The organism is Providencia sp., from assembly GCF_040396775.1.
Classification (GTDB): Bacteria; Pseudomonadota; Gammaproteobacteria; order Enterobacterales; family Enterobacteriaceae; genus Providencia.
Map to the genome: position 1 here is coordinate 37,584 of NZ_JBEBNT010000007.1, position 25,215 is coordinate 62,798.

The 25,215-nt window shown below is 40.4% G+C and carries 18 protein-coding genes and 2 tRNA genes; 9 read left to right on the forward strand and 11 right to left on the reverse strand.

Annotated elements, in window-relative coordinates; all coding sequences use genetic code 11:
- The first annotated feature begins 154 nt into the window (after nucleotides 1-154).
- The 4 genes from ABWP91_RS09875 (at nucleotide 155) to ABWP91_RS09890 (ending at nucleotide 4,723) form a co-directional block, all read left to right on the forward strand.
- On the forward strand, nucleotides 155-2,584 hold the full coding sequence (locus ABWP91_RS09875) for a DMSO/selenate family reductase complex A subunit (protein ID WP_353243128.1): 2,430 nt from the start codon (nucleotides 155-157) through the stop codon (nucleotides 2,582-2,584).
- Nucleotides 2,585-2,595: 11 nt separating this feature from the next.
- Nucleotides 2,596-3,213 carry a DMSO/selenate family reductase complex B subunit gene (locus tag ABWP91_RS09880; protein ID WP_206082307.1) on the forward strand — a complete coding sequence of 206 codons (618 nt, stop codon included), beginning with the start codon at nucleotides 2,596-2,598 and terminating at the stop codon, nucleotides 3,211-3,213.
- A gap of 1 nt (nucleotide 3,214) precedes the next feature.
- Nucleotides 3,215-3,991, forward strand: a complete 777-nt coding sequence (locus tag ABWP91_RS09885) for a dimethyl sulfoxide reductase anchor subunit family protein (protein ID WP_353243129.1) — start codon at nucleotides 3,215-3,217, stop codon at nucleotides 3,989-3,991.
- Nucleotides 3,992-4,129: 138 nt separating this feature from the next.
- Nucleotides 4,130-4,723 carry a molecular chaperone TorD family protein gene (locus ABWP91_RS09890; protein ID WP_353243130.1) on the forward strand — a complete coding sequence of 198 codons (594 nt, stop codon included), beginning with the start codon at nucleotides 4,130-4,132 and terminating at the stop codon, nucleotides 4,721-4,723.
- 46 nt (nucleotides 4,724-4,769) lie between these two features.
- Here the strand turns inward: ABWP91_RS09890 and ABWP91_RS09895 are convergent, their stop codons facing one another.
- A complete protein-coding gene (locus ABWP91_RS09895; protein WP_353243230.1) occupies nucleotides 4,770-5,312 on the reverse strand; it encodes a DUF924 family protein in 543 nt (180 codons plus the stop codon).
- A gap of 418 nt (nucleotides 5,313-5,730) precedes the next feature.
- Between ABWP91_RS09895 and ABWP91_RS09900 the strand changes: the two genes are divergently transcribed.
- The gene (locus ABWP91_RS09900) at nucleotides 5,731-6,000 is read left to right on the forward strand and encodes a hypothetical protein (protein WP_353243131.1); all 270 of its coding nucleotides are present in this window, start codon (nucleotides 5,731-5,733) and stop codon (nucleotides 5,998-6,000) included.
- 40 nt (nucleotides 6,001-6,040) lie between these two features.
- Here the strand turns inward: ABWP91_RS09900 and ABWP91_RS09905 are convergent, their stop codons facing one another.
- Genes ABWP91_RS09905 through ABWP91_RS09925 form a run of 5 tightly spaced genes read right to left on the reverse strand, consistent with a single transcriptional unit; the run spans nucleotide 6,041 to nucleotide 12,222 of the window.
- Nucleotides 6,041-7,783: an acetyl/propionyl/methylcrotonyl-CoA carboxylase subunit alpha gene (locus ABWP91_RS09905; protein WP_353243132.1), complete on the reverse strand. Its 1,743-nt coding sequence runs from the start codon at nucleotides 7,781-7,783 to the stop codon at nucleotides 6,041-6,043.
- Nucleotides 7,770-9,374, reverse strand: coding sequence for a 5-oxoprolinase subunit PxpB (gene pxpB, locus ABWP91_RS09910; protein ID WP_353243133.1), 1,605 nt, complete (start codon nucleotides 9,372-9,374; stop codon nucleotides 7,770-7,772). Before pxpB ends, ABWP91_RS09905 begins: the two co-directional genes overlap by 14 nt.
- Before the next feature lie 9 nt (nucleotides 9,375-9,383).
- Nucleotides 9,384-10,190, reverse strand: a complete 807-nt coding sequence (locus ABWP91_RS09915; protein WP_353243134.1) for a putative hydro-lyase — start codon at nucleotides 10,188-10,190, stop codon at nucleotides 9,384-9,386.
- A complete protein-coding gene (locus tag ABWP91_RS09920; RefSeq protein ID WP_353243135.1) occupies nucleotides 10,187-10,966 on the reverse strand; it encodes a LamB/YcsF family protein in 780 nt (259 codons plus the stop codon). Before ABWP91_RS09920 ends, ABWP91_RS09915 begins: the two co-directional genes overlap by 4 nt.
- Nucleotides 10,967-10,980: 14 nt before the next feature.
- Entirely contained in the window at nucleotides 10,981-12,222 is a 1,242-nt protein-coding gene (locus tag ABWP91_RS09925; RefSeq protein WP_353243136.1) for an NRAMP family divalent metal transporter, read from the reverse strand.
- A 410-nt stretch (nucleotides 12,223-12,632) separates the two neighbouring features.
- Here ABWP91_RS09925 and ABWP91_RS09930 point away from each other — a divergent pair, with 410 nt between their 5' ends.
- Nucleotides 12,633-13,295 (forward strand): GntR family transcriptional regulator, encoded by a 663-nt coding sequence (locus ABWP91_RS09930; RefSeq protein WP_353243137.1) that lies wholly within the window; start codon nucleotides 12,633-12,635, stop codon nucleotides 13,293-13,295.
- A 582-nt stretch (nucleotides 13,296-13,877) separates the two neighbouring features.
- Nucleotides 13,878-15,185 (forward strand): glutamate/aspartate:proton symporter GltP, encoded by a 1,308-nt coding sequence (gltP, locus tag ABWP91_RS09935; RefSeq protein WP_353243138.1) that lies wholly within the window; start codon nucleotides 13,878-13,880, stop codon nucleotides 15,183-15,185.
- A 989-nt stretch (nucleotides 15,186-16,174) separates the two neighbouring features.
- On the opposite strand, the gene ABWP91_RS09940 is transcribed toward gltP, so the two are convergent.
- From ABWP91_RS09940 to ABWP91_RS09955, 4 genes are all read right to left on the reverse strand, one after another.
- Nucleotides 16,175-16,699, reverse strand: a complete 525-nt coding sequence (locus tag ABWP91_RS09940) for an AAA family ATPase (protein ID WP_353243139.1) — start codon at nucleotides 16,697-16,699, stop codon at nucleotides 16,175-16,177.
- 110 nt (nucleotides 16,700-16,809) lie between these two features.
- On the reverse strand, nucleotides 16,810-17,994 hold the full coding sequence (locus ABWP91_RS09945; protein WP_353243140.1) for a hypothetical protein: 1,185 nt from the start codon (nucleotides 17,992-17,994) through the stop codon (nucleotides 16,810-16,812).
- Between the two features lie 451 nt (nucleotides 17,995-18,445).
- A tRNA-Thr gene (locus ABWP91_RS09950) sits at nucleotides 18,446-18,521 on the reverse strand.
- Nucleotides 18,522-18,526: 5 nt separating this feature from the next.
- Nucleotides 18,527-18,614 (reverse strand) — tRNA-Ser (locus tag ABWP91_RS09955).
- Nucleotides 18,615-18,827: 213 nt separating this feature from the next.
- Here ABWP91_RS09955 and rcsD point away from each other — a divergent pair.
- Both rcsD and rcsB read left to right on the forward strand, forming a co-directional pair.
- Nucleotides 18,828-21,503: a phosphotransferase RcsD gene (rcsD, locus tag ABWP91_RS09960; RefSeq protein WP_353243141.1), complete on the forward strand. Its 2,676-nt coding sequence runs from the start codon at nucleotides 18,828-18,830 to the stop codon at nucleotides 21,501-21,503.
- Between the two features lies 1 nt (nucleotide 21,504).
- A complete protein-coding gene (rcsB, locus tag ABWP91_RS09965; protein ID WP_206082322.1) occupies nucleotides 21,505-22,155 on the forward strand; it encodes a response regulator transcription factor RcsB in 651 nt (216 codons plus the stop codon).
- Nucleotides 22,156-22,219: 64 nt separating this feature from the next.
- Here rcsB and rcsC read toward each other — a convergent pair whose 3' ends face one another.
- On the reverse strand, nucleotides 22,220-25,063 hold the full coding sequence (gene rcsC / locus ABWP91_RS09970) for a two-component system sensor histidine kinase RcsC (protein WP_353243142.1): 2,844 nt from the start codon (nucleotides 25,061-25,063) through the stop codon (nucleotides 22,220-22,222).
- Nucleotides 25,064-25,215: the final 152 nt, after the last annotated feature.

Below are 25,215 nucleotides of genomic sequence, written 5' to 3' on the forward strand. Positions count from 1 at the left end.
AACCCTCCAGAACTCAAAAAAAGTCCTTATAAATTATATAAATACATAAAATTTATCCGTAACAACCTTGATGTAAGTCATATCACTTAACACCGTCTTTTTTTAACATATAAAACAAGTTAGTCGTGTTGTTATTTACATATAGGCAATGTCAATGCATAAAATTAAAAATAATACCCAATTTGGAGAACTGAGCAGGAGGGAGTTTATACAAACCTCTGCAACCGTTGCGGGTGTCGCCGCAGTGGCCGGCTCAATCACTCTCCCTTTTTCTGCTCAAGCAAAAGCACCAGCAATCATGCCTGACGAAGTCAGCGAAAAAATCAGTTACAGCGCATGCTTAGTTAACTGTGGAAGTCGTTGCCCTCTGAAGGTTCACGTTAAAGACGGTGTTATCAGCCGTATTTCTAACGAAACAATGTACGATGACTCTACGTTAGGTGAACACCAAATTCGCCCATGTTTGCGTGGACGCTCTGTACGTTGGAAAACCTACAATCCTGACCGTTTAAAATACCCAATGGTTCGTGTAGGTAAACGTGGTGAAGGGAAATTCAAGAAAATCACCTGGGATGAAGCCACCACTATCATCGCTGAAAAGCTGAAATATACCATTGATAAATATGGCAGTGATGCCATTTATTATCAGTATGGTTCAGGTTCAACAGGTGCAAATTTACATGGCCGTGCTGCATGTAAACGCCTACTCAGCCTAACTGGCGGTTTTTTAGGTGACTACGGTACCTATTCTTATGCTCAATTAATGGAAATTACGCCATACGTATATGGTAGCGTTGAAGAGTCTTATTTATCCGAAATCCAAAACTCTGATTTAGTCGTCATGTTTGGTCATAACCTCGCCGAAACACGAATGTCCGGAGGAGGTCAATTTTATGAGACACTCAATGCATTAGATAAAAGTAAAGCGAAAGTCATTATTATTGACCCACGCCGCACTGATAGTGTGACAACTTTAGGTGCCGAATGGATCCCTATCTACCCAGGAACTGATGCGGCATTAGTTGCAGCACTGGGTTATGTCATGATCCAAGAAGGGTTAACTGACGAAGAATTTCTGAAAAATTACTGTGTTGGCTGGGATGAATCCACACTTCCCGCATCTGCGCCGCGTAATGGTTCATACAAAGACTATATCTTAGGTAATGGCCCTGATGGCATCGTTAAAACACCTGAATGGGCAAGTAAACTAACGGGAATTTCTGTTGCACGTATCACCCAATTAGCCCGTGAAATTGGTAATGCAAATCGTGCTTGGATCTCACAAGGCTGGGGTTTACAACGCACGGAAAATGGCGAGCAAGCTTGTCGTTCAATCATGATGCTGCCATTAATGTCAGGCAACATTGGCCGAGCAGGTACTAATACCGGTTTATGGGGTAATAGCTACGCTTACCCAGTTGCAGGTTTTGCATTACCTAACCCTGTGAAAGCACTGATCCCAACCTACATGTGGTCTGAAGCCATTGTGCGCGGTAAAGAACTGACGGCAGAAAATGGCGGTATCAAGGGTGTTGATAAACTGGATAACGACATCAAATTTATGTGGTGTTACTCCAGTAACGTCATTGGTAACCAGCACGGTGACTTGAATAAAACTCATGAAATTCTCTCTGATGAGTCTAAATGTGAATTTATTTTAGTGTGGGATAACCACGATACCCCATCAGCTAAATATGCAGACTTACTGCTACCTGACGTCACCACCGTTGAAACTAACGACCTGATTAATAACTCCTATGCAAGTGGCGCGTATCATTACCTTGTACGCCTACAGAACGCGATTGAGCCATTATGGGAGAACCGCCCTAACTATGATGTGTTAGCCGAAATCGCGGAAAAAATGGGTGTTAAAGAGCAATTCACTGAAGGCCGTACTTACGCTGAGTGGATTGAATTCTGTTACAACAAAACCCGTGAAAAAATGCCACACTTGCCTGAATTTAGCGAAACAGATGGTGCAGGTATCATCGACCGTAAGTTCTTAAACAGTAGCGAAAATATTGCACTGAAAAAATTCCGTGATGACCCAATTAACAACCCGTTAAAAACGCCATCAGGGAAAATTGAAATTTACTCAGAAAAATTGGCTGAAAGGGTCAAAAACTGGGAGTTACCAGAAGGCCAGCGCATCCCAGCCCTGCCAGAATATTGTGTGAATAAAGAAGGGGTTGAGGCGCAAGCTAAAGACCAAAAACACACATTGTTGATGACTGGCTTCCATGATAAAGGCCATGTCCACTCGTCCTATTATAACGTGGCGATGCTACGGGAGGCTATCCCACATCAATTCTGGCTAAACCCAATTGACGCACAGCAACGCGGTTTAAGTAATGGCGATCTGGCTGAAATTTTCAATGATCGTGGCCGCATTCAAATTAAAGTTAAAGTCACTGAGCGTGTCTTACCTGGTGTTATCGCTGTTCCGCAGGGTGCATGGCGTACCCTCAATAGTGAAGGTTTAGATGTTGGCGGTTGTATCAACACCTTAACTTCACATGTACCTTCCCCACTCGCGAAAGGTACACCACAGCATACCAACCTTGTTGAAGTTAAACGCGCTTAAGGAGTTAAATGATGAAACAATATGGCTTTTATTTTGACTCCACAAAATGCACTGGCTGTAAAACCTGTCAGGTCAGTTGTAAGGATGAAAAAGATTTAGATTTAGGCCCTAAATTCCGCCGTGTGTACGAATTTGGCGGCGGTAGTTGGCAAAAACAAGATGGCATTTGGCAGCAAAATGTCTTTAATTATTACTTATCAATTTCGTGTAACCACTGTTCAAACCCAACTTGTGTTGCGGGTTGCCCAACAGGCGCAATGCATAAACGTGAAGAAGATGGTTTAGTGGTTGTTGACCAGTCTATTTGTGTCGGTTGCCGTTATTGCGAATTACGTTGCCCATATGGCGCACCGCAATTTGATGAAAAGAAAAAACTGATGAGTAAATGCGACGGTTGTTATGAACGTGTCGCAAAAGGCATGAAGCCCGTGTGTGTTGAGTCTTGCCCACAACGCGCTTTAGACTTTGATGATATTAATGTTCTGCGTGAATTACACGGTACTGAGTGCGGAATTGCACCGATGCCAGACCCAAGCTTCACCAACCCGAATATTGTCATCAAACCCCATAAAGACGCGAAGCCATTTGGCGATAAAAGCGGCGAACTGAAAAACCCTGCGGAGGTGTAAAATGCATGAATTACCATTAGTCTTTTTCACCGTCTTAGGGCAATCTGCCGCAGGGTTATTTTTGCTGGCCTACTTGAGCCGCAAAATGGGTTCCATTGATGACAAACAGTTAAAAACCGCCAATATTATTGCATTTATTGTTATGTTGATTGGCTTAGTGATTGGTGGATTGCACGTAGGTCAACCACTGCGCTTCTTTAACATGTTGCTGGGTATTGGTCGTTCTCCAATGAGCAACGAGGCCTTCTTAAGTGGTGTGTTTGTTGGATGTGCGGCAGCGACTTTATTTTTCACGCTGTTCTTCAAACATACCATCTTACGTGAATTAGCCAATATTGCAGCTGTTGTTTCAGGATTAGCCTTTGTCTGGTCAATCCCACAGGTATATAACATTGCAACAATTGCCAATTGGAATACTGGTTACACCACGCTACAAATGTGGATGACAATGCTTGTTGGTGGTGGTGCACTTGCTATTGCCATTGGTGCGCGTGGGTTAGGCATTGCCTCTTTCCTTATCGGTACGTTCGCTATTTTTGCCAGCCGTGCAGGATACCAAGCGTTCCTAACAGAAACAGGCCCTATTCTCAGTGGTGAACAAACCGGTTTTTGGGGCTTTCAAGTAGTTGTCTTGGCTATTGCCTTAGCCGCATTTGTTGGAATGGCACTAAAACAACGTGCGCCAAAAGCAACATTAGCCACCTGTGCAGCCGCGGTTTTGCTGGCTGAACTTGCGGGGCGAATTGCTTTCTATAACTTATGGCAGATCACCATGTAACCCTTTGTTGTTACTGTGTTAAGATGATTTATCAAAGAACTCCTTTTGGGGTTCTTTGTTTAAAGAGTCAAAATTATTCTATAACGATGCCAGATTAAAATGTCATGCTGTAGCACAAAACAAGATGGATAAATACAAATGCTAGACACCACTATACTGCGCATTTTAGGTGCGTTTTTTTATTACTCTCCACAATCAGATACGTTAAAGAACGTCTATTCGGTCTTAGGGGAAATACCACAATTACACTCATGGGAGGAGCCAGAGCAAATTCAGGCTATTTGTACTTCGTTATCACAAACATCCCCTGATGATATTGCTTATGACTATTCTGTCTTATTTGAAGGTCAAGGCACTATGCCTGCCCCACCTTGGGGCTCAGTATACCTTGAGCATGATAATACCGTTATGGGCGAGTCAACGGCGGCTTATCGCAACTTGCTGCAATCAAAAGGGTTAATCACTGATACAGGTATTCGTGAACCTGAAGACCAATTTGGCTTGATGTTGATGGCGATTTCAGCACTTGCTGAACAAGGCGAGAATGATGCCATCATTGAATTGTTGGAGCAGCATTTATTACCTTGGGCATACCGCTACTTAGCCTTAGTTCAACAAACACAAACCGAAAACCCGTTCTACCCAAACCTCGCAAAAGTTACTGACGTTTACTTGACTGACTTACAGCAACAACTTGAACTAACACCGATTCAAACTGAGCTATTCCGCTAGTTGTTGTGATACCAAAGAGCCACCAGCTCTTTGGTTATTCTACACGCTAAAATGATGAGTTAGGCTCTTGCAAGAAAGCCAATTCTTCTTTCGTTGACGGGCGCCCCAAAATCACATTGCGATGTGGATAACGCCCAAATTTATCGATAATCGCCTTATGGCGCATTTCATAATCTAGCGTATTGTCATCCCCTAGCATGCGGAATAACTCCACTGCTTGTAAATGAATAAAGCTGGATTCTGAATGCATATAAGGCATTAAGACAAATTTGCGTTGCGATAGCGTAAGCAAATTATAATCATGTTGTTTAATGGCTTCTTGTGCCAACACCAATGCCATGGCATCTTGCGCAAAGGCGCGTGGAGTATCACGCCATAAGTTACGAGAGAATTGATCAAGAACAATAATTTCCGCTAAACGGCCTCGAATTGATGCGCGCCAATAAGCCAGCGCCCCTTTTGCTGCGCGCTCGCAGATAGCTGAAAAGCGAAGAGCAATCGTCGAATCAAACTTTGTACTTTTTTCAAACCACTGTTTTGGCGTTGATTCTTCAAACCAAAATGAAAGCACTTCTTCCATGGTATTCATCATATAATCCTATCGATTTTCTTATTAGACGTTATCGTAATCCTAGTTAATAATCGTATTAATTGACAGAGTTAAGCTCTAAAAACGGGATTTCATAGCGAATTATTTTGTTTTTTTGCGAGCTGGCACTAAAAAATTGCACAAGTTTCGTTATCACAATTTAACAAATTAGCTTGTTTATACCTAAGGTAAATTATTGTATCTATCACTATAATAGGTTTAAACTTTTTCAGTTTTCATATTTTGTTATTTAATGTGAACTCATCTGTTTACCAAGGAGAAATAGATACATTTGGTTAAGCTAATGTTAGAATTTCACTGATAACATAACTGTATGACTAACGTGTTCGATCACACTACATCACATTAATACTTCTTCAGCGTTTAATATTGGCTCTCATTAAGGATGGCAATGTAAATGGCAGGACATATGGTACTTATTGGTTGGGCTTTATGGGTTAGTCCTTGCGGTACAGATTCCTGTGATGCACTGCCTGTAACTGACACCATTTTCACTCAAGAACAATGCGTTAGTCGAAAAAGCTACCTTGAGTCTAAACGCCCAAATCTGTACTTTCTGTGCGGAGAAGTCTATCGCGATAGTGAGGAAATGGCTGCGGAAGAAAAACATGCTGTACCAGCGCCGCATCCCCCTCTACGTTCACTGCCAGAGCGTCATTCACGCTAACTTGAGCCCAAATTTGAACCCAAGTTAGCTAAAGATTTGCCTAATTTATTTCCGCGATTTGGCAATCAGCTTCAATAAAATCACCTTTATTCGCACTGTATTTTAGTGTTCCTGTTCGATGGGCAAGCACCTGAACTTCCATTTTCATCGCTTCCATCACCCCAATAATATCCCCTTCAAGTACTTTTTCGCCTTGCGGGATCAACCAGTTAAAAAGCACGCCTGAAATCGGAGCATTGACTGCATCTGGGTTACTCACCTTTTGAGGTACATTTTTTGCCATTGGAGCACTGCTAACGGATAGCCCAGAAAGCAGTTGAGCTGGCAATCCCAATTCGCAGCGTTTTCCATCGATTTCAATAAACGTACGAGTCAATGCATTGCCATTTTGTGGAATTTGGCGCGGTGCGGGTGCAATGTCCACATTAAACTCCGTTTCAATCCAGCGGGTGTGCACTTTAAAATCCCCACAAAAATCAGTCTGTTCCATTACTGCTTGGTGGAAAGGTAAAACAGAAGCCACCCCTTCAATATTAAACTCCGCCAAAGCGCGGCGAGCACGGGAAATCGCTTGCTCACGGGTATTTCCAACAACAATAAGTTTTGCCATTAATGAATCAAAAGTTCGAGGGATTGTCGTCCCCGCTTCAACCCCACTGTCCACACGCACACCCGGCCCTGATGGCACATCAAAAGCAGTAATCGTTCCAGGTGTGGGTAAGAAACCATTTCCTGCATCTTCGGCATTGATGCGAAACTCAAAAGCATGACCCCGTGGTTTAGGCATCTCTCGGATGCTTAATGGTAAACCTTCTGCAATACGCAACTGTTCAATAACAAGGTCAATACCTGCCGTTTCTTCTGTAACGGGGTGCTCTACTTGTAGTCGCGTATTCACTTCAAGGAAAGATAACGTGCAATCTTGGCTTAGCAGAAACTCAACTGTACCAGCCCCCACATAACCCGCTTTACGGCAAATATCGGTCGATGAAGTGATAATTTGCTGCAATTGAGCTTCTGATAGATAGGGCGCGGGGGACTCTTCTACCAACTTTTGGTTACGGCGCTGCAATGAGCAATCCCGCGTTCCCACCACCAGCACATTACCATGGGTATCAGCGATAACCTGCGCTTCGATATGCCGTGGATTATGTAAAAACTGTTCCAAGAAGCACTCACCACGGCCAAATGCAGCTATCGCTTCGCGCACAGCAGAATGATAAAGCTCTTCGACTTCATGCATTTGCCACGCAACTTTTAGGCCTCGCCCACCACCACCAAAAGCCGCTTTGATAGCAATAGGTAAACCATGTTGATGAGCAAACGCCACCACTTCTCGAGCATCTTTAACCGGGTCTTTGGTGCCGACAACTAACGGAGCCCCAACTTGCAGTGCAATATGACGAGCTTGAACTTTATCACCTAAGATTTCAATACTTTCGGCGCTCGGCCCTATCCAGATTAACCCTGCGTCACTAACCGCACGGGCAAATTCTGCACGCTCTGATAAAAAGCCATAACCTGGGTGAACCATCGTCGCCCCTGATTTTTTTGCAATGTCTATCAGCATTTCAATGTTCAAGTAGCTTTCAGCTGGGGTATTTCCCCCTAACCCATAAGCTTCATCCGCCATTTTGACGTGCAATGCTGCAATGTCGCTATCTGCATACACTGCAACAGATTGAAAACCATAATCACGACAGGCACGGATGATGCGCACAGCAATTTCGCCACGGTTGGCAATTAATACTTTATGGCTTTTGTTATTGTTATTCGTTTTCATAAGTACAATCACTCCCTTGTAATTCTTTAAATTCACCTAATGGATTAAAACGAATTTGAGCATTCACAGGAATTTGTCCCGCAAGGCTCAAATGATACTCACACACTGTACCGATAACGGGGTAGCCGCCTGTCAATGGATGGTCATTTAAAAATAAAACAGGCTGCCCATTAGCAGGCACTTGAATCGCACCAATACACGTTCCTTCACTCGGTAATTCCTGTTGGATTTCACGCTCAAACGGGTGTTCACCCAATAAACGTAAACCAATACGGTTCGATGCAGCAGTCACTTGCCATAATTGGTTAGTGAGCCGTTCTATAGCTTGTTGCGTAAACCAATCTGTTCTCGGTCCTAAAACAACATCTAACACCACAACATCATCCGCTGATGGGTAATCAAAAACAGGGGTTTCATTAACCGAAATGGCTTGTGAAGTCCCTTTATTATTTATTGCGAATGCCTGCCCTGCCGTTAATGGTAACGGCCCTACTTGTGCAAGGGTGTCAAACGAACGGCTAGACAAAACGGGTTCAACATTAAAGCCACCCCGTACTGCTAAATAACTGCGTACCCCCTTGTGCGGTCGCCCTAATTTGATCACATCACCTTTAGCGAGGTGGATAGTTTGGTACACATCTGCTTCGTAGTGTTCTTCGTTTTCTGTCGTGATTTCGATTGCACAAGGTGCACCTGTGATAGCAACTACTAAATCTTTGTTTGCTTGTGCTTTGAAGCCACCTTGCGTAATTTCTAACACTGTTTCATCAGAAGCATTGCCCACTAAACGATTGGCACTTCGTAAGGCGCTTTTATCCATCGCACCTGATTCAGAAATACCCAGCGCTGATTGGCCAATACGCCCTAAATCTTGGAATAACGTTTGTAGCCCTGTTGCTAACACAGCAAAATCATTTGCTTGGCCTTGTGAACTTACCGTTTCTTTGGCCTTTTCGGGTAGGCTATAACTCACCGTGCTTTTTGCTGCATCAGTGAAATTTACCCGCGAACCCGCTTGCACCAGTGCAGGCTCAGCACGATTGATATCCCACATCGCAAGGTCTGTCACACCAATGAGCTGCCATCCACCAGGGCTTGCTTGTGGATAGACACTGCTAAATTCCCCTGCAAGTGCGACTGAACCTGCAGGAATTCGAACGCGCGGTGATTGGCGTCTAGGCACATGCAACTGTGCCTCTTTCGATACCATATAACCAAAACCGGGGGCAAAACCACTGAATGCCACTTGGTATTCATTTTCTGTATGACGGCGGATTACCTCATCCGTCGAAATACCCAATATTTCAGCCACTTCTGTTAAGTCTTCCCCCGTATAATGCACAGGAATGACCACAAGTTTGCTCGACTTAGACGCCACTTTTGAAACATCTCTGACTGAAATTTGGCGAACCAAATCATTTACATCCACAATAATCGGGTTATATCGCACTAAAATCGTTCTTGCCGCAGGGGTGATTTCTTCCACCCCCTTGATAGGCATTTCATGCAATGAATCAGTGAGCGCCATTGTCTGTTCAAGGCTTTGCAGCTCTACCATCAGCGCATTTAGATTTACAGGTAAAAATCTCAATGGGCACCTCTATATATGATAAGCCGCGTCAGGCACATCGGTGATAAACATGTATCCCGGAGCATGACTTAGCGCAAATGGAACGCCCGATTTCATCACTGCCGCTTGTGGTGTTACACCACAGGCCCAAAACACGGGGATCTCCCCTTCTTCGATACGCACCGCATCACCGAAATCAGGCTTCATAATGTCGGTAATACCGAGCTGTTCAGGGGCTCCAATGTGTACAGGCGTACCATGAACGGCAGGAAATCGTCCTGTGATACTCACTGCATCAGCAACTCGATTAGCCGGGATTGGCCGCATCGAAACCACTAACTCCCCTTGCAAGCGCCCTGCGGGACGGCACAAACGATTAGTTTTATACATCGGAACATTCGATTTATCGGTGATATGTCGTACATCTATCCCCGCCTCAATCATTGGCGTCTCGAATGTAAAGCTGCAACCAATTAGAAATGTGACTAAGTCAGGATGTTGTTGGTAAATCGCTGTCGCATCGGTAATTTCATCAGCTAACTGTCCGTGCTCCCATACGCGATAACGAGGGATATCCGTTCGTAAATCCGCACCTTCGGCTAAAATAGTTTGCCAACTCCCAGCTTCGCACACATCTAAAACAGGGCAACTTTTGGGATTACGCTGCGCGTATAATAAAAAATCAAATGCCCAATCACGAGGAAGTGCAATCATGTTGGCTTGCGTCATACCCGACGCGAGTCCCGCAGTAGGTTTGTTATAGCCAGTTCGTATCGCTTCACGGGCAGCTCGAGCGGCGTCAATCGCTTGCTGGGAGGCTTTCATTAATTGTGTCATTCGTGCGCTCCTTTATGGGCAAAACCATAAATTTCAATCCCTTGTTTTTCAAGGATAGAGCGAACTTGTTGTGCCATTTCAAGCGCCCCGGGGCTATCCCCATGAACACAAATTGACCCTGCATCAATTGGAGTAAATTTACCATCAATCGAAATGACACCGCCCTCCTGCACTAATTGCAGCATGCGCTCAGCCACAATTTTCGGATCATGCAACACAGAGCCAGCCAGCTTGCGTGATACTAATGTGCCATCGCTGTTATAAGCCCTATCTGCAAATGCCTCTGCCACCACATTCAAACCACTTTCTTGTGCCCAACCAATTAATGGTGAACCCGCTAATGCAACAAGAATTAATTTATTATCAATAGCTTTGATTGCCTCAATCACTGCTGTGGCTTGGCGTTTATCATGGGCAATGGTGTTATAAAGTGCTCCGTGGGGCTTCACATATAACACGTCAGTGCCCGCTGCGGCAGCTAGCCCTTTCAGTGCACCGATTTGGTAAATGACATCAGCAGTCAACTCGCTAGAAGCGATATCCATATTGCGGCGACCAAAGCCCACTAAGTCGGGATAGCCCACGTGAGCCCCTACTGCCACACCATTTTCTTTCGCCGCTTTTAAGGTTTTTAAAATCCCTTCGGGCGATCCTGCATGGAAACCGCAAGCCACATTAGCACTACTGACCACGGGTAAGATGGCCTCATCATTTCCCATCTGCCATTGGCCAAAACTTTCCCCAAGGTCGCTGTTTAAATCGATTTGTTTTTTCATCATCACTCCAAGGGTTATTTCAGGTAATTAAAAATAGCAGTAACGGACATGGCCGCCATATACCACGTTAGCGCACAGGTCACGATCCCCGACCAAATTAACCAACGCGGATAATGATAACCCGGCATCAAATCTGCGCGTCGCCATGCGATGTACACAAAAATGGTTAAACCAAGCGGTAACACTAAACCGTTAAACCCACCCGCAAAGACCAACAACGCAGCAGGAGCTGTACCCATAGATAAATAGATAACTAACGAAATAGTGATAAAAACAATAGTCGCAACGTTGCGCTGCCTTTCAGTTATAGATGTTTTGAATACTTTTAAGAAGCTCATTGAGGTATATGCCGCACCAATAATACTGGTCAACGCAGCGGCCCATAAAATCAAACCGAAAATGCGCAGGCCAAAATTACCTGCTGCCGCTTGGAACGCTTGGGATGCAGGGTTCGCAGCTTGCCCTGAAAGATCGATTGTTACGCCGCTTGCAACGACACCCAAAATCGCTAAAAATAAGACATAACGCATCAAACCAACAACTAAAATGCCTTTTGTTGCCGCACTCGATACAACATGGATGTTTTCAATGCCGACTGTTCCCTTATCTAATAAACGGTGTGCACCTGCATAACAAATATAGCCCCCGACAGTTCCGCCAACAATCGTTGTGATCATGGCAAAATCAATAGTATCTGGCATCACGCTTTGTTTTAATGCTTCACCGACGGGTGGGTTAGATACAAACATCACATACAGCGTTAATGCTATCATCGCCAAGCCTAGACCAATCATTAGGCGATCGATAAAGGTACTGGCTTTACGAGATGAGAAAATATAAATCCCCAATAACCCGCTAATGAACCCGCCCCATTTAGGGTCAAGCCCCACTAACGCATTGAGCCCCAACCCCGCCCCTGCAATATTTCCGATGTTAAATACCAAACCACCAAAAATCACTAGCACAGCCAAAACATAGCCACTTCCAGGGATCGTTGCGTTGGCGATTTCAGAAGAGTGCATTTTTGTTAATGTCACCACTCGCCAGATATTTTGCTGCACAATAAAATCAATCACGATTGACGCTAAGATCCCAAAAGCAAAAGCTGCGCCTAATGCGACAGTGAATGTTGCGGTTTGGGTAATAAAACCAGGCCCGATTGCAGATGTCGCCATCAAAAAGATGGCACTAATCAACGAAGAACGGCGACTTTTCACATACTCAGCAGTGCTTGGTGCGCTTTCTTGAGCTGCCATATACGTACTCCTCTATGCTTATTGTTTTAATTATTTGTGTTGTTGTAGATGTTGTTATTGCGATTATCACTCAGGCAATTATCGTGCCATTGTTCTACTTGTTATAAGGATTGTTAATTCATTTTTAATAGATTGTTGAACAATTAGTATGAGATGCCGAATAAACAATCAATAAAAATCGTTATCCGTGATTTAAAAATCAAGGCGTGATCACTTTTTTAACAATTAAAGTAAAAAAGAGAAGGTAACTTTCACTGGCATGCACCAATTCAGTGCGACTTAGCCCATTTTCACCATATAAGTGCAAATTTAGGTGTGCACATTGATGTTTTTGAACGGAAACTTGCTGCCTAAACGTGAATATGTGAATATAGCCGCTCATCATCCACCAAATTCAAGTGTGCTTTTTTATGAAAAAAACGCCTGTTGCCCAAACCTTGTCAGTCACGATTGCAGAAGTTATCCGCTCTAAAATCACTATTGGGGAAATCACCCCTGGGCAGCGCTTGTCTGAAGCAACACTCAGTGATGAACTCGATATTTCACGTAATACCTTACGTGAAGTCTTTCGTGTATTAACACAAGAAGGGTTACTGACCTATGCACCAAATAAGGGCGTTTTCGTATCAGTCCCCGATATGGCGGCAATTATTGATATTTACCATGTAAGACGGCTGATTGAATGTAATGCGCTGGAACACGCCTATGCGTTGCACCCTGCGGTACAAAAAATGAAAGATGCGGTTTGTGATGCGCGCCAACATGAAAAAGTCGAGGATTGGGTTGGTGTGGGTACTGCCAATATGAAATTCCATACTGCAATTGTCGAATTAACCGATAGTGAACGGCTTATCAAACTTTATCGTAATGTGTCTGCTGAATTACGTCTCGCTTTTGGGCACCTAAATGACCCCAAAATCTTATATGCCCCTTATATCGATAAAAACCAATTTATTCTTGAGCTACTCGATGAAGGCCACAACCTTGAAGCCGCCAATACCTTACGTAGCTATCTTGATTTATCTGAGCGAACACTATTAGCGGCTTATAAACGCAGCCAAACCTCGTTTTAATTTCGTCTTTTCACCCAATTTACGTCTCTCTTCCCTTAATTCAATTACCACAGATTAAAGTTCTTACTCATTCTCACATTACAAAAACTTGAGTGAATCATTTTATTCTCACAATAAAATTTTTTACTGATATTACAGTAAGGTAAGTTTAAATTTATAAAGTAGAAAACTCTGTATTGTTAATTAATCACATTCTTATCTTTAATTTTAATATTTTATTTATATCGTCATGTAATAAAAAAAGTGCTTTTGTTTGCTTTTTTTATCTAATCTAGTTTTATTTTTACCCAGCCAACCAATTTTTAACAAAAAAGACACTAGAATAAAACACTTTCATTTTTTTAATACACTCCAAAAATTAACTTTCTCACGCCACAAGAATTCACATTAAACAATAAAATATTACAATCAGTTGACTTTTAACTCATTTTTTTAACAAAAGTAACGGTTTGATATAAATTACCTACTGAAATTACTCAAATAAATCGAGTTAACGGTTGTAGTTTTCTCGAATATTCGCTATAAAATTTACGATAATAAAAAAGCATACATAAAAATTATTAATATAAATGAGATTCCATTATGACATTAAACCAAGTGACTAATAAGAAGCCCTTTAAATTTGGCCTAGGATGGCAAATACTGGCCGCTCTTATTTTAGGTGTTATTGCTGGTGCGCTTTTGCATGACAATACAGAGTACAAAGATTGGCTTATTTTAAATATCCTTTCTCCCGCGGGTAAAATATTTATCCAGTTGATTAAAATGATCGTTGTCCCCATTGTTATCTCAACGCTCATCGTAGGTATCGCAGGTGTCGGCAATACAAAACAGTTAGGCTCTCTCGGTTTCAAAACCATTCTCTATTTTGAAGTGATTACCACAATTGCCATTATTGTCGGTATTTCCTTCGCAAATATATTTCAACCGGGTGTTGGCATTGATATGTCTCAGCTCACCCAAGTCGATATTTCTCAATACGAAAAAACAACGCAGGAAGTCGAAAGCCACCCATCAGGGATTATCAATACCATTCTCACGTTAGTTCCTAGCAATATTTTTGCAGCGATGGCGAGTGGTGATATGCTCCCTGTCATCTTCTTTGCGGTTATTTTCGGTTTAGGACTGTCATCTTTACCTGCTGAGAAAAAACAACCACTGCTTGATGTATTACAGACGTTCTCTGAAACTATGTTCCGTGTCACTAATATGATCATGATGTATGCGCCAATCGGGGTATTTGCACTGATCTCAGTCACCGTTGCAAACTTTGGTTTCTCATCATTAGTGCCGTTGCTTAAACTGGTTATTTTGGTGCACTGCGCAATTATTTTCTTTGCGGTGGTAGTTTTAGGAATTGTTGCACGCTATTGCAAAATTAATATTTTCACGTTAATGAAAATATTAAAAGATGAACTTCTGTTAGCCTATTCCACCGCAAGTTCTGAAACTGTACTTCCACGCATCATGGACAAAATGGAAAAATACGGCGCACCAAAATCCGTAACCAGTTTTGTTATTCCTATCGGTTATTCATTTAACCTCGATGGCTCTACCTTATACCAAAGTATTGCAGCAATATTTATCGCCCAGCTCTACGGTATTGAATTATCCATAGGTCAAGAGCTGATACTCGTATTTACCCTGATGATCACCTCAAAAGGTATTGCAGGCGTTCCTGGGGTATCATTCGTTGTACTGCTTGCCACTTTAGGCAGTGTAGGGATCCCACTTGAAGGCCTTGCATTCATCGCAGGTGTTGACCGTATTTTAGATATGGCGCGTACAGCCCTCAACGTTGTTGGTAATGCATTAGCCGCGCTCGTTATTGCTAAATGGGAACATAATTACGACATCAAAAAAGCGCGTGAATATGAAAATACTTTTTAGTTTAAAACAAAAAAGGTAATTCCTATGATGCCCTATCTAATAATTAGACAGGGCATTTTTTTACTAAAATAAAATACAATTTCAGAATGTTTTCCTTTGTGTATTTATTATAACAATATTTATTGTATATATTTATACCATTGTTAATGACTAGTTGGATTTACTTAATTCATTATTTTATTTCATATTTTTTGAAAAATTTACTTTTAGTCATTGGAAATTTCTTGATATCTTAACTACGCTGTAAACGTTACATTAATTTCTTCGTATATTTTGTTAGTCTGAGCAGGAAAAAATGAATCAAATAAGAAGATTTCTTTTATTTTTAAAGGTGCTTCAACACCTAATGGTTATTTTTGTATTTTCATTATCCTATTTTATGCTACACAGCTGGTTCTAACAAAAAAAGCCTCGTCATCTAACGAGGCTTGAGGTTGTTGACAAAGCAGGATAAAAACGTGGTTTTTCCTGCTTTGTGTTATCAGCCGAAAATCAAGGAGTTGATTTTCCTTGTCTATTTTCAAAACCTATCCAACCTGCAGCCAAACCTAATCGGTTTGACAGCAGTCTGAAGCCTCGTCATCTAACGAGGCTTTTCTTTACTGAAGAAAAAACAAGTATATTCGCTTAATAATAAGAATTACTTTTTCGTTAATAGTATCTATTTTTATTTTTCTGACTCAGTGAAATTTATATTTTCACCACACCGATATCTTTCAGCCTCATCAGCTACCAAACATAACAATAAGCAAAGATATTACCCTTCTTACGCCTAAACCTAGCTTGATTTTCTTTTGACTTTCATTACTTTACAAAACTTAATTTAATTTTAACTATCACTTGCAAAAAATGACGCTCATTCGCGTATAACTAAATCTATGAGTTAATCCTAGTAGTACCATCCCTTTTAAGCCCCAACACCAGGGGCTATTTTTTTAAAAAATCACCACTTTCTTGACTAACACCTTTTTAAAAAACAAATAGCTAAATTACAGTATATTAGTGATTGATTGGGTGTACTTAAAATGCTTAACAACATCAATAGCATTTATTTTATTCGCGTTAACCGTAACTTTTTTCAAACCAAGCTCAGGGTGTAATACAAAAAATGCCCCTAATCGAGACTCAAATTCTTTAGTAAAAGACAATAACTCACGGGTGTTTTTCCACGTTTCTTTTGGGCGCTTTCTTGCTAGGCGAGCAAATATAAAACGTTTTATAATACGAGCTGCACAAACGCGATGAGATTCTGTTAAATGAATAATTAGCATGCTGTCGTTAAAAAATGGTAACAGCCGTTTATCATAGGCCCCCTCAACGATCCACGCTTCCTGTGATAATACACCTGAAACCCGAGACTGAATGATATCAGGGGAATTCTTTCTGTATTCATCCCCCGTTTTATCCCAATAAATATCATCAAACTCATACATTGGAATATTAAATTCTTGGTAAAGCCTTTTTGCTAGCGTTGTTTTTCCAACGCCCGATGTACCAATAATACATATTTTCATAGGCTCCTCTTAAGAAATCTATACTGCCTCAATCGGTGATTTAAGGCTAACAATAAAAAACAGCCCGTTAATAAGGCTGCTTTTTATCTGGTTGCACTCTCTGCTTTATTTTATTCAATCAGGAAATTAACAACCATACTTCCACGATATGCACCTGGTGCTATCTTTCCATTAGCGCATAATGCAAAATTTAACCCTTGAGTAAAGTTTGGCCCGGTTGAGCTATACACCTGCTTACTTTCAGTGTAATTAACCGCATCTGAAGAGTCAGTGCGGCAGACTTCATCACCTTTAGCCGCGGTACCTACTGACGTGGCAATATACGGTAAATCCTCAGCGTTTCCACTGACTGCATTTAGCACCATACCCGTCTGATTACCTTGTACCAATGCATTCATTGGCTTAATACCCATAAAATATTTACCACTATTAGCACAATTAACATTAAGCTGAGCAAGTGAATTTGCTAGGTTTTTAGGCGAAGGATACGTACCCGCCAATTGGGCCCCATAATCAATTTGCGTATTTGTAAGTGGGGCAACTTTACATGTATCTACGACAAATACACCTAAATCCTGATACTCATTAATAAATGTCGCGTTCGATTGTTCTACGGAAAAACCATTTCCAGGACCATCCCGGTGAGCCATAATCAATCTATCATTAGCAAAATAGCGGCCTTTTTTAAGTGGTTGAGGCGCATACGCAGAATAGCTCGTAATAATACCAGTGAACTGCATAGGGTCTGCTGAACCATTTTGAACATAGTTAGCTAAATAACCATTTACCCCACTTTGAGGCTCCAATCCAAAACTTAATGGATTAGTCGTTCCACTAGAAACATGATACATTCTGTTCGATGATGTCATTTTCGAGTTTCTAAGTGAAAAAGACGCATTTTCCCACTCAAGACCTGAATTTACATCGCCAATGACTTTAAAACGCAAATATCTCACACTAAATGTGCCATTTATCAGTAGAATTATTTTGTTATTTTTATCATTTTCATTTACAAGCGTAACCCCATAAGCCCCTTCCTGTGGGTAATAGGTATATTCCCAGTTAGGGCCTCCTCCCTTCTTCCATGTTATCAATTCAATGAATGGAAAATTTGGGTTAATGCGAGCTGTTCCTGAACGCTCTTCAAAATTAACAACTCGTAAAGGTGGTGATACCTCACCAAGATAGCCTGTAGAACCTACAGCAACACGCAAATTATCGCCATAAGAAACTGGAGCAAACGCCCCAATAGCTAATGCTGCTACGCACAAAAAAGCACTTATTTTATTATTCATTAATAGCACCATGGTTTTTAATCATTTTAAGTTACTTCTATTATATAAGATCGTCTTTTGCTTGAGTGTGAAATACACTCAATAATTGTAACAGTAGATTACTCACCTACTGTGTCTTAATGAAATTAAACACTGTTGGCTACGTAAAAATAGCTTATAAATAGGGGTGATAATACTCAAAGATTATCTTATGTATTTATTTTTATAATAAATAAAGTACATGGAGTGAGATACTCAGCAAAAAGTAGCCCAATGATAGAGGAGCTTGAAAAAATTAAATCAAAAGATACACGCATTACTCTTTCTCATTAAAAAGAGTACAGAATCGAAGTTGATGGTTTTTTAGCGATGATGGTACAAAATGCCCCATCAGTAACTAGAAGTAATTCAATGAGATAAATAATAAGCAAGAAAAAACCCGTTAACTCTTTCGAGATAACGGGTTCTTATTTGGTGCCGGCTACCGGAGTCGAACTGGTGACCTACTGATTACAAGTCAGTTGCTCTACCAACTGAGCTAAGCCGGCTAATTTGGCGGAGAGATAGAGATTCGAACTCTAGGATGGTTACCCATCGGCGGTTTTCAAGACCGCTGCCTTCGACCGCTCGGCCATCTCTCCATGGGGCGCGATTATGGAGGAATCCTGCCCCCTTGTCTACCCCTGAAAGTAAAAAAATTGCTTTTTTTAATTCGTTTGGCTAATCTTCACTCAATTGTTCTCATTTTACCAAGAAAAATGGTAATATCTGTGCAAAATCGGAGTCTACTAGTACTCTAGGCGTATGATTTTTAATCTAATAATAAATTTGCCGATGGGATCGCGTGCTCGAGTATGTACAGACAAACATTATTAAAACAAAATGCCCTTTCACGCATTTTTGCGACATTTATTTTACTGTTAATTGTGATGCTTTCATTATCACTCTTTAACTACTATCAAGAATGGGTCAAAAGCCGCCAAACTGCGCTTCATAGTATGGCCGCTAGGTTAGCCTACCAAATTGAAGATTATCGTTATCAAGCAAGCCACATTTATAAACTTGCCAATGACCAATCCTCCGTACCGACCAATAACCCACTTTCTGCGATGGAGATGCGCCACGACATTTATTGGTTAACGAGCGCGAACCAAACGCTTGATGCCATTGTGTTCGGTCCAAACAAAGCCACCAGTAATGAACTTGCCACTAAATTAGCTAACTATATGGAGATTGTTTGGGGAGCAAGAAATGAATATAACTCCATGTATTACCTAAATGGGTTAGATAATACCTTAGTTCTTGTCACCACTCACTCTGTGCTAAAACCCGAGTTACGTTTCAAAGAAAGTTATTTAACACTCACGGCTGAAGAAAAGCGTGCCGATATGTTAGCTCAGTCCACATTACTGGACCGACGGGAAATCATCTCTAACGTACAAAAATATTCCCCTGAAAATGTGTATTACTATACATACCGTCTCATGTTTAATTCTCCTGGGCAATTAACAAGCGTTATATCTTTTGATATATCAATGAATTCATTAATTCCTGCCTCGCTAGATGGTGATTTATTCACCATAAATTCGCGTTCTTCTGGCACAGCAAGCCCCGAAGCATACAATACATTAATGGGGGCAAACCTTATATTTTCACAACCTATAGATGGTACGCCCTATCAACTGTATTATCACATTTCGCTAAAAACGATTATTTTTAATATTATTAGCTATAATTTTTGGCTAATTACTTGCACGATAGCAATGATTTTTTTAGCGGTATTCACGTTAATTTTTCTACGTAAGCGTTTGATTTCGCCAAACACATCCATGTTACAAGAACTCCAATTTAAAGAGTCCTTGAATAACGATATCATCAGCCGTATCTCCTACGGTATCTTAGTTTACGATTTTAATACCAACACAAAAATCCTCAGTAATAATATTGCAAACCAGTTATTGCCCTCAATGGACCTTGCTCATATCAAAGAAATGGCTATGGATAACCATGATTTTATTCAAGTTTCTATTGAAAATAACATCTTCGAGGTCGTGCTAGTTGAGAATGAAGCCATGCCAAATGCAGCACTCTTTATTATTATGGATAAAGATAAAGAAGTCCTGACGCAAAAACGCCAAGAGCTTGCAATGCGGGAGTATCAAAAAAATATTCAAATGCGCAAAGTTGTGTTTGAGAATATGTGCAGTGAAATCCTACCTGCGCTATCCACAATGGAAGTACAATTTTCGCAGTTAACCCTGCCAACAGATACCACTGAGCACACCATCTTGCGAGAGCTTGAAAATCAATTAGTGACGATTTACTCTTGGTTTAATAACATTGAACTTCTTAACCAGTTAGAATCACAAAAAGCCACTCTTAAACCAGAGAGGGTTTCAATCAGTCAATTGATCAACCAATTTCTCAAGAACAATCTATCTAAAATTAATAATAAAGGTCTATCCCTCTATTTTCATAACAATGTAAATCCAGAGTCACTGATTGAAGTAAATCCTATTTACCTGCAAAATCTTTTACAATTAATTTGGGAATATTCTCTTGTCACAACCTCTTTTGGTAAAATCTCTTTCACGCTATCTTATGATATAGATAAACATGTTATCTCACTTAATATTAGAGACAGCGGAACAGGTTTAAGTAACCAAGAGCTGAGTAATTTGCAAAATCCGTTTAGCGCTCAAACCGTTAAATCTGCACAGTTTACACGCTCAGGAATGACGCTCTATTTATGCAAATTATTGGCAAAAAAAATGAACAGCACACTTTCTATTCGTTCAAGTGCGGCGATTGGAACACATTATGAACTTTCGCTGCCAGCCATTAATGAATCTATCGTGTCTGAATACCCTGCACTATTAGAAGACGTATACATTCGTTTAAATATACACAATGCAGATATTTCGCGGATAGTAAGAAGTACGCTGTCAAACTACGGTGCGGAATTTCTTGATTTAAGTGAAAGTTCTGCCCAACCCGATTGGGATTTACTCATCACTGATAACAATGAAGAGGCCTTTGAATATACAGTTAAAGTTGACGGGAGCCTCTCTTCGCTAAATATAATTAATCATAATTATATTGAAGCTAACTACAACTTTGCTGATGAAATGATTGATGCAATTTCGTTATTAATCGAAAATGCCAATACCGATAGCAGTAATGTGAATGAAACAGCTCTCCCTGATGAACAGTTAATCACCACAGAAAATGCAATTGCAACATATCAATCGGCTTTGGCACAAAGTGGTTATCGAGATTTGTTCATCACAACAGTACCGATAGATATTAATAAACTGTATAATAGTGAAAGTGTTGAGGATTTAGCCGAATTGAAAAACACTGCACATCGTTTAAAAGGAGTTTTTGCTATGCTCGAGTTTACAGTTCTTCATAAACTTTGTGAGGACTTAGAACACTACATAGCAGATAAAAACGGAATTGAAATAAGAAATTGCATTAGAGACCTGGATAATTCAGTCAAAAAACTAATGCCAGAAGGTAACCAATAATATGAATAACCTAAATGTCATTGTTGCCGATGATCATCCTATTGTTCTTTTCGGTATTCGAAAGTCACTTGAGCAGATCGAATGGGTGAATATCGTCGGTGAGTTTGAAGATTCGACCTCTTTGATTAATAACTTAGCACGACTAAATGCTGACGTTCTAGTTACTGATTTATCTATGCCCGGTGATAAGTATGGCGACGGTATTACACTAATTAAATACATTAAGCGCCACTACCCTGACCTTTCAGTTATTGTTCTGACCATGAACAATAACCCAGCTATCTTAAGTGCTATTCTAGAGCTGGATATTGAAGGTATTGTTTTAAAACAAGGTGCACCAGCAGATTTACCAAAAGCGCTTGCGGCTTTACAAAAAGGTAAAAAATTCACACCAGAAAGCGTCAGCAAATTACTCGAAAAAGTGAATGCAAGCGGCTACGGTGATAAACGTTTATCACCAAAAGAAAGTGAAGTTTTACGCTTATTTGCAGAAGGTTTTTTGGTAACCGAAATCGCTAAAAAATTGAATCGCAGTATTAAAACAATCAGTAGCCAGAAAAAATCTGCGATGCTGAAATTGGGCGTAGAAAATGATATTGCACTACTCAATTACCTTTCATCGGTGAGTATTGATAATTCACCTTCTGAGTAATGCTTATCAGCCTATCTAAACGATAAAAACCCGATTGCGGGTTTTTATTTTTTTGCTCTTGGCGTTAGCAAAATCGAATAAGCGTTTCACGTAAAATTGCAATGGTTGTTGGTTTAGATAAACACTCATTCATCCCCGCGTCAATACAGCGTTGTTTTTCTTCTGCCATTGCATTGGCGGTCAGTGCAATAATCGGTAATGTTTCCCCTAAACGTCGTAGCTCCTGAGCCAATTGATATCCATCCATATTTGGCATATTCACATCCGATAAAACAATATCAGCACGGTTATTCTTTAAATACTTAAGTGCATCAATACCATCAACTGCAGTGCTTGTGCTAAAACCGATACTAGCAAGTTGCTCACTCAATAACATGCGGTTAATTGGATGATCATCAACAATTAAAACATGATACCCACTCAATCGGCAATCCGCTTCAATAGGTTCATGAATATTCTGATTCTTTATATTTTCTTCTGCAACTTTAACTAACCACTTATCGATAAGCACCGGTAGTTTATCTAATTGATATGTATTATAAACCCACTCATTTGGTTCAGACTCATAAAACTCCCCTGCATAGAAACTTGAAAGCCTTATTTGGTCGTGACTTTGTACTTCAGTGTCATCCGTAAAATCAGTGATGAGCAAGTCATAAACTCTATCCTTATCAATATCATTCGCTGCTATGACAGTAAATTCAGCGTGCTTGAGTAAACGTGATAAAAAGCTCATCAAAAATGCGTTTTTGCACGATATGGCAATTTGATAGTTTGCGCGATATTCAGGGATATTTTTTTGAATATACTCTTGCCCATATAGTGGGATACGTATGATAAAGGAACTTCCAAGACCATGCTGAGAACTTACTTCAATATCCCCATCCATCAGGTTTATCAGTTTTTCACAGATAGCCAAGCCTAACCCTGTACCTTTATGCCCCGTATTATTTTGGTCATAAACTTGGAAGAACGGATCAAATAGTTGCATCACAACTGCATGCGTCATGCCAATTCCCGAATCACGGATTTCAATTTTTAAATAATTATTATCCTTCCAAACATGGAGTAATACAAAACCTGAATGGGTAAATTTAATACTGTTGTTCACAATATTAGAGACAACTTGCTGTAGCCGCACTGAGTCATTTAATATCAAATCAGGAATATCAGGTTCAATATATGAATACAGTGAGATTCTTTTTTTCGACACCAATGGTAAGTAGTTGGCTAAAACAAAAGCAAAAACATCACGACAATTGAAAAGTTTATTCTCAATTTTCAGTTGCTTAGACTCAATTTTTGAAAAATCCAAAATATCACTAATAATTTGTAGAAGTAAGGCGGATGAGTTATCCATCGTAGAAACTAAGCGCATTGCTTTTTCTGATAATTCATAGCGCTGCAATAATTCAATATTCCCAATGATCCCATACAGTGGTGTTCTTAATTCATGGCTCACTGTCGCTAAGAACATCGATTTTGCATGGTTGGCCTGCTCTGCTGCATCCGCGACATCTTGTAAGGATTTCTCCATTTGCACGCGAATACTAATGTCTATCAGCACACAAATTGCGACATCTTCATTTTGATAACGCGAGTTTACGAAGCTGATTTGCAAATGCGTTCCATTCTTCGTGACAACATCAATATAATTACTCGTTTTTTGGCGAATAATCGTCAAAACTCGCTGTTTATCATCATCGTTAAGCAACCTAAAATAATCGTGTGCAAGTTCATTACTCAGTATGTTTCCGCCGTCAGTTAACCTTAGAATGATAATCCCAACAGGCGCAGATGCGACTATTTTATGATTAAACTGTTCGTGCTCTTCTAAGCGGATAGCCGTATTGGCGGCAGGTTCTAACATTTTTCTTTCGAGTAACCAAATCAAAAAAAACAATAAAACTGCAGTAAAAATATTCAGCATTGCGCCATAAAATATGGTGCTTTCAAGGTTAGATAAAATCTCGGATGTTGAAATTGAAAAGAAAACCGTTATTTGCGCAGGTAACAACCGTTTTTTAAAAATAAGTTTTGAATAATCAGAGTTAAAACCAAAGAATGAAGGCTCTGTAATCGTCAACAATGCAGAGTTTTTCGGGTTTACCTCTGTTAACGTGTATAAGACGGGTTGGTTATGCGAATTCGCTACCATAATTTCGATGGATTTATCTTTGCTGATATTAAATTGATTTAAATTTATCGTCCGCTCAATACCGATAAACCCTGTCACAGGCCCCGAATTTTGGATAGGCTGAATCAAATAAATCTGGCCATTGTCAGGTTGTGCACCATGCACGATCGTGTAGATATTCCGTTCTTTGCCTTGTAGTTTTAAGCTTTGATAGGAACGAGCGCTTTCATAAGCAACCTTTTTGAGCACTTCAATATCAGAGACTGTCGAACGAATGGGGTAATCGACTAAACAATAGCTTTGGGAACCAATTAAATAAACGTGATTCAACCCTTGCGGTGCGGCAATACTATCTTTCCAAAAATAGTTCAGTTGTTCAAACGCAAGTAAATACCGTTGAGCACGGTATTGAAAATAATCACAATCAGAGTTTAGCGTTAATTTATAGAAAGAGTAGTTTGCTGAACCCGGTAATGACATAAACTCGGGTTCATCATCACGTAATTTTTTATACTCATCCAATTTCACCCGATGCTGCTCAGTCATAGATTGAATCGCTTGTAGCGTTTCACCGGTTTGTTGAATATAGGATTGTAAGCTTTCAAAACCTGAATGAAATTGCTGGCGAATATCAGATTTATATTCGTTAAATTGAGAATAGAGAAAAAATAGCGTAATAAAGGCACCCATTCCCCATAACATCAAGCCGAGGATACGAAAAAGATCCCGGGACAATCTTAGTGATGTTTTAAACGAGGGTAAATATCTCAAGGGCCTTCCTAATTATGCGATATCACAACGGCTAATTATACTCGATTACAATATTAAAAAACGATAAACATGAAAAGGGATAAAATAGGCGGTTCTATAGAAAATAAATAAAACGGGCAGCCATATATGCTGCCCGTTGTGTTGATTAAACG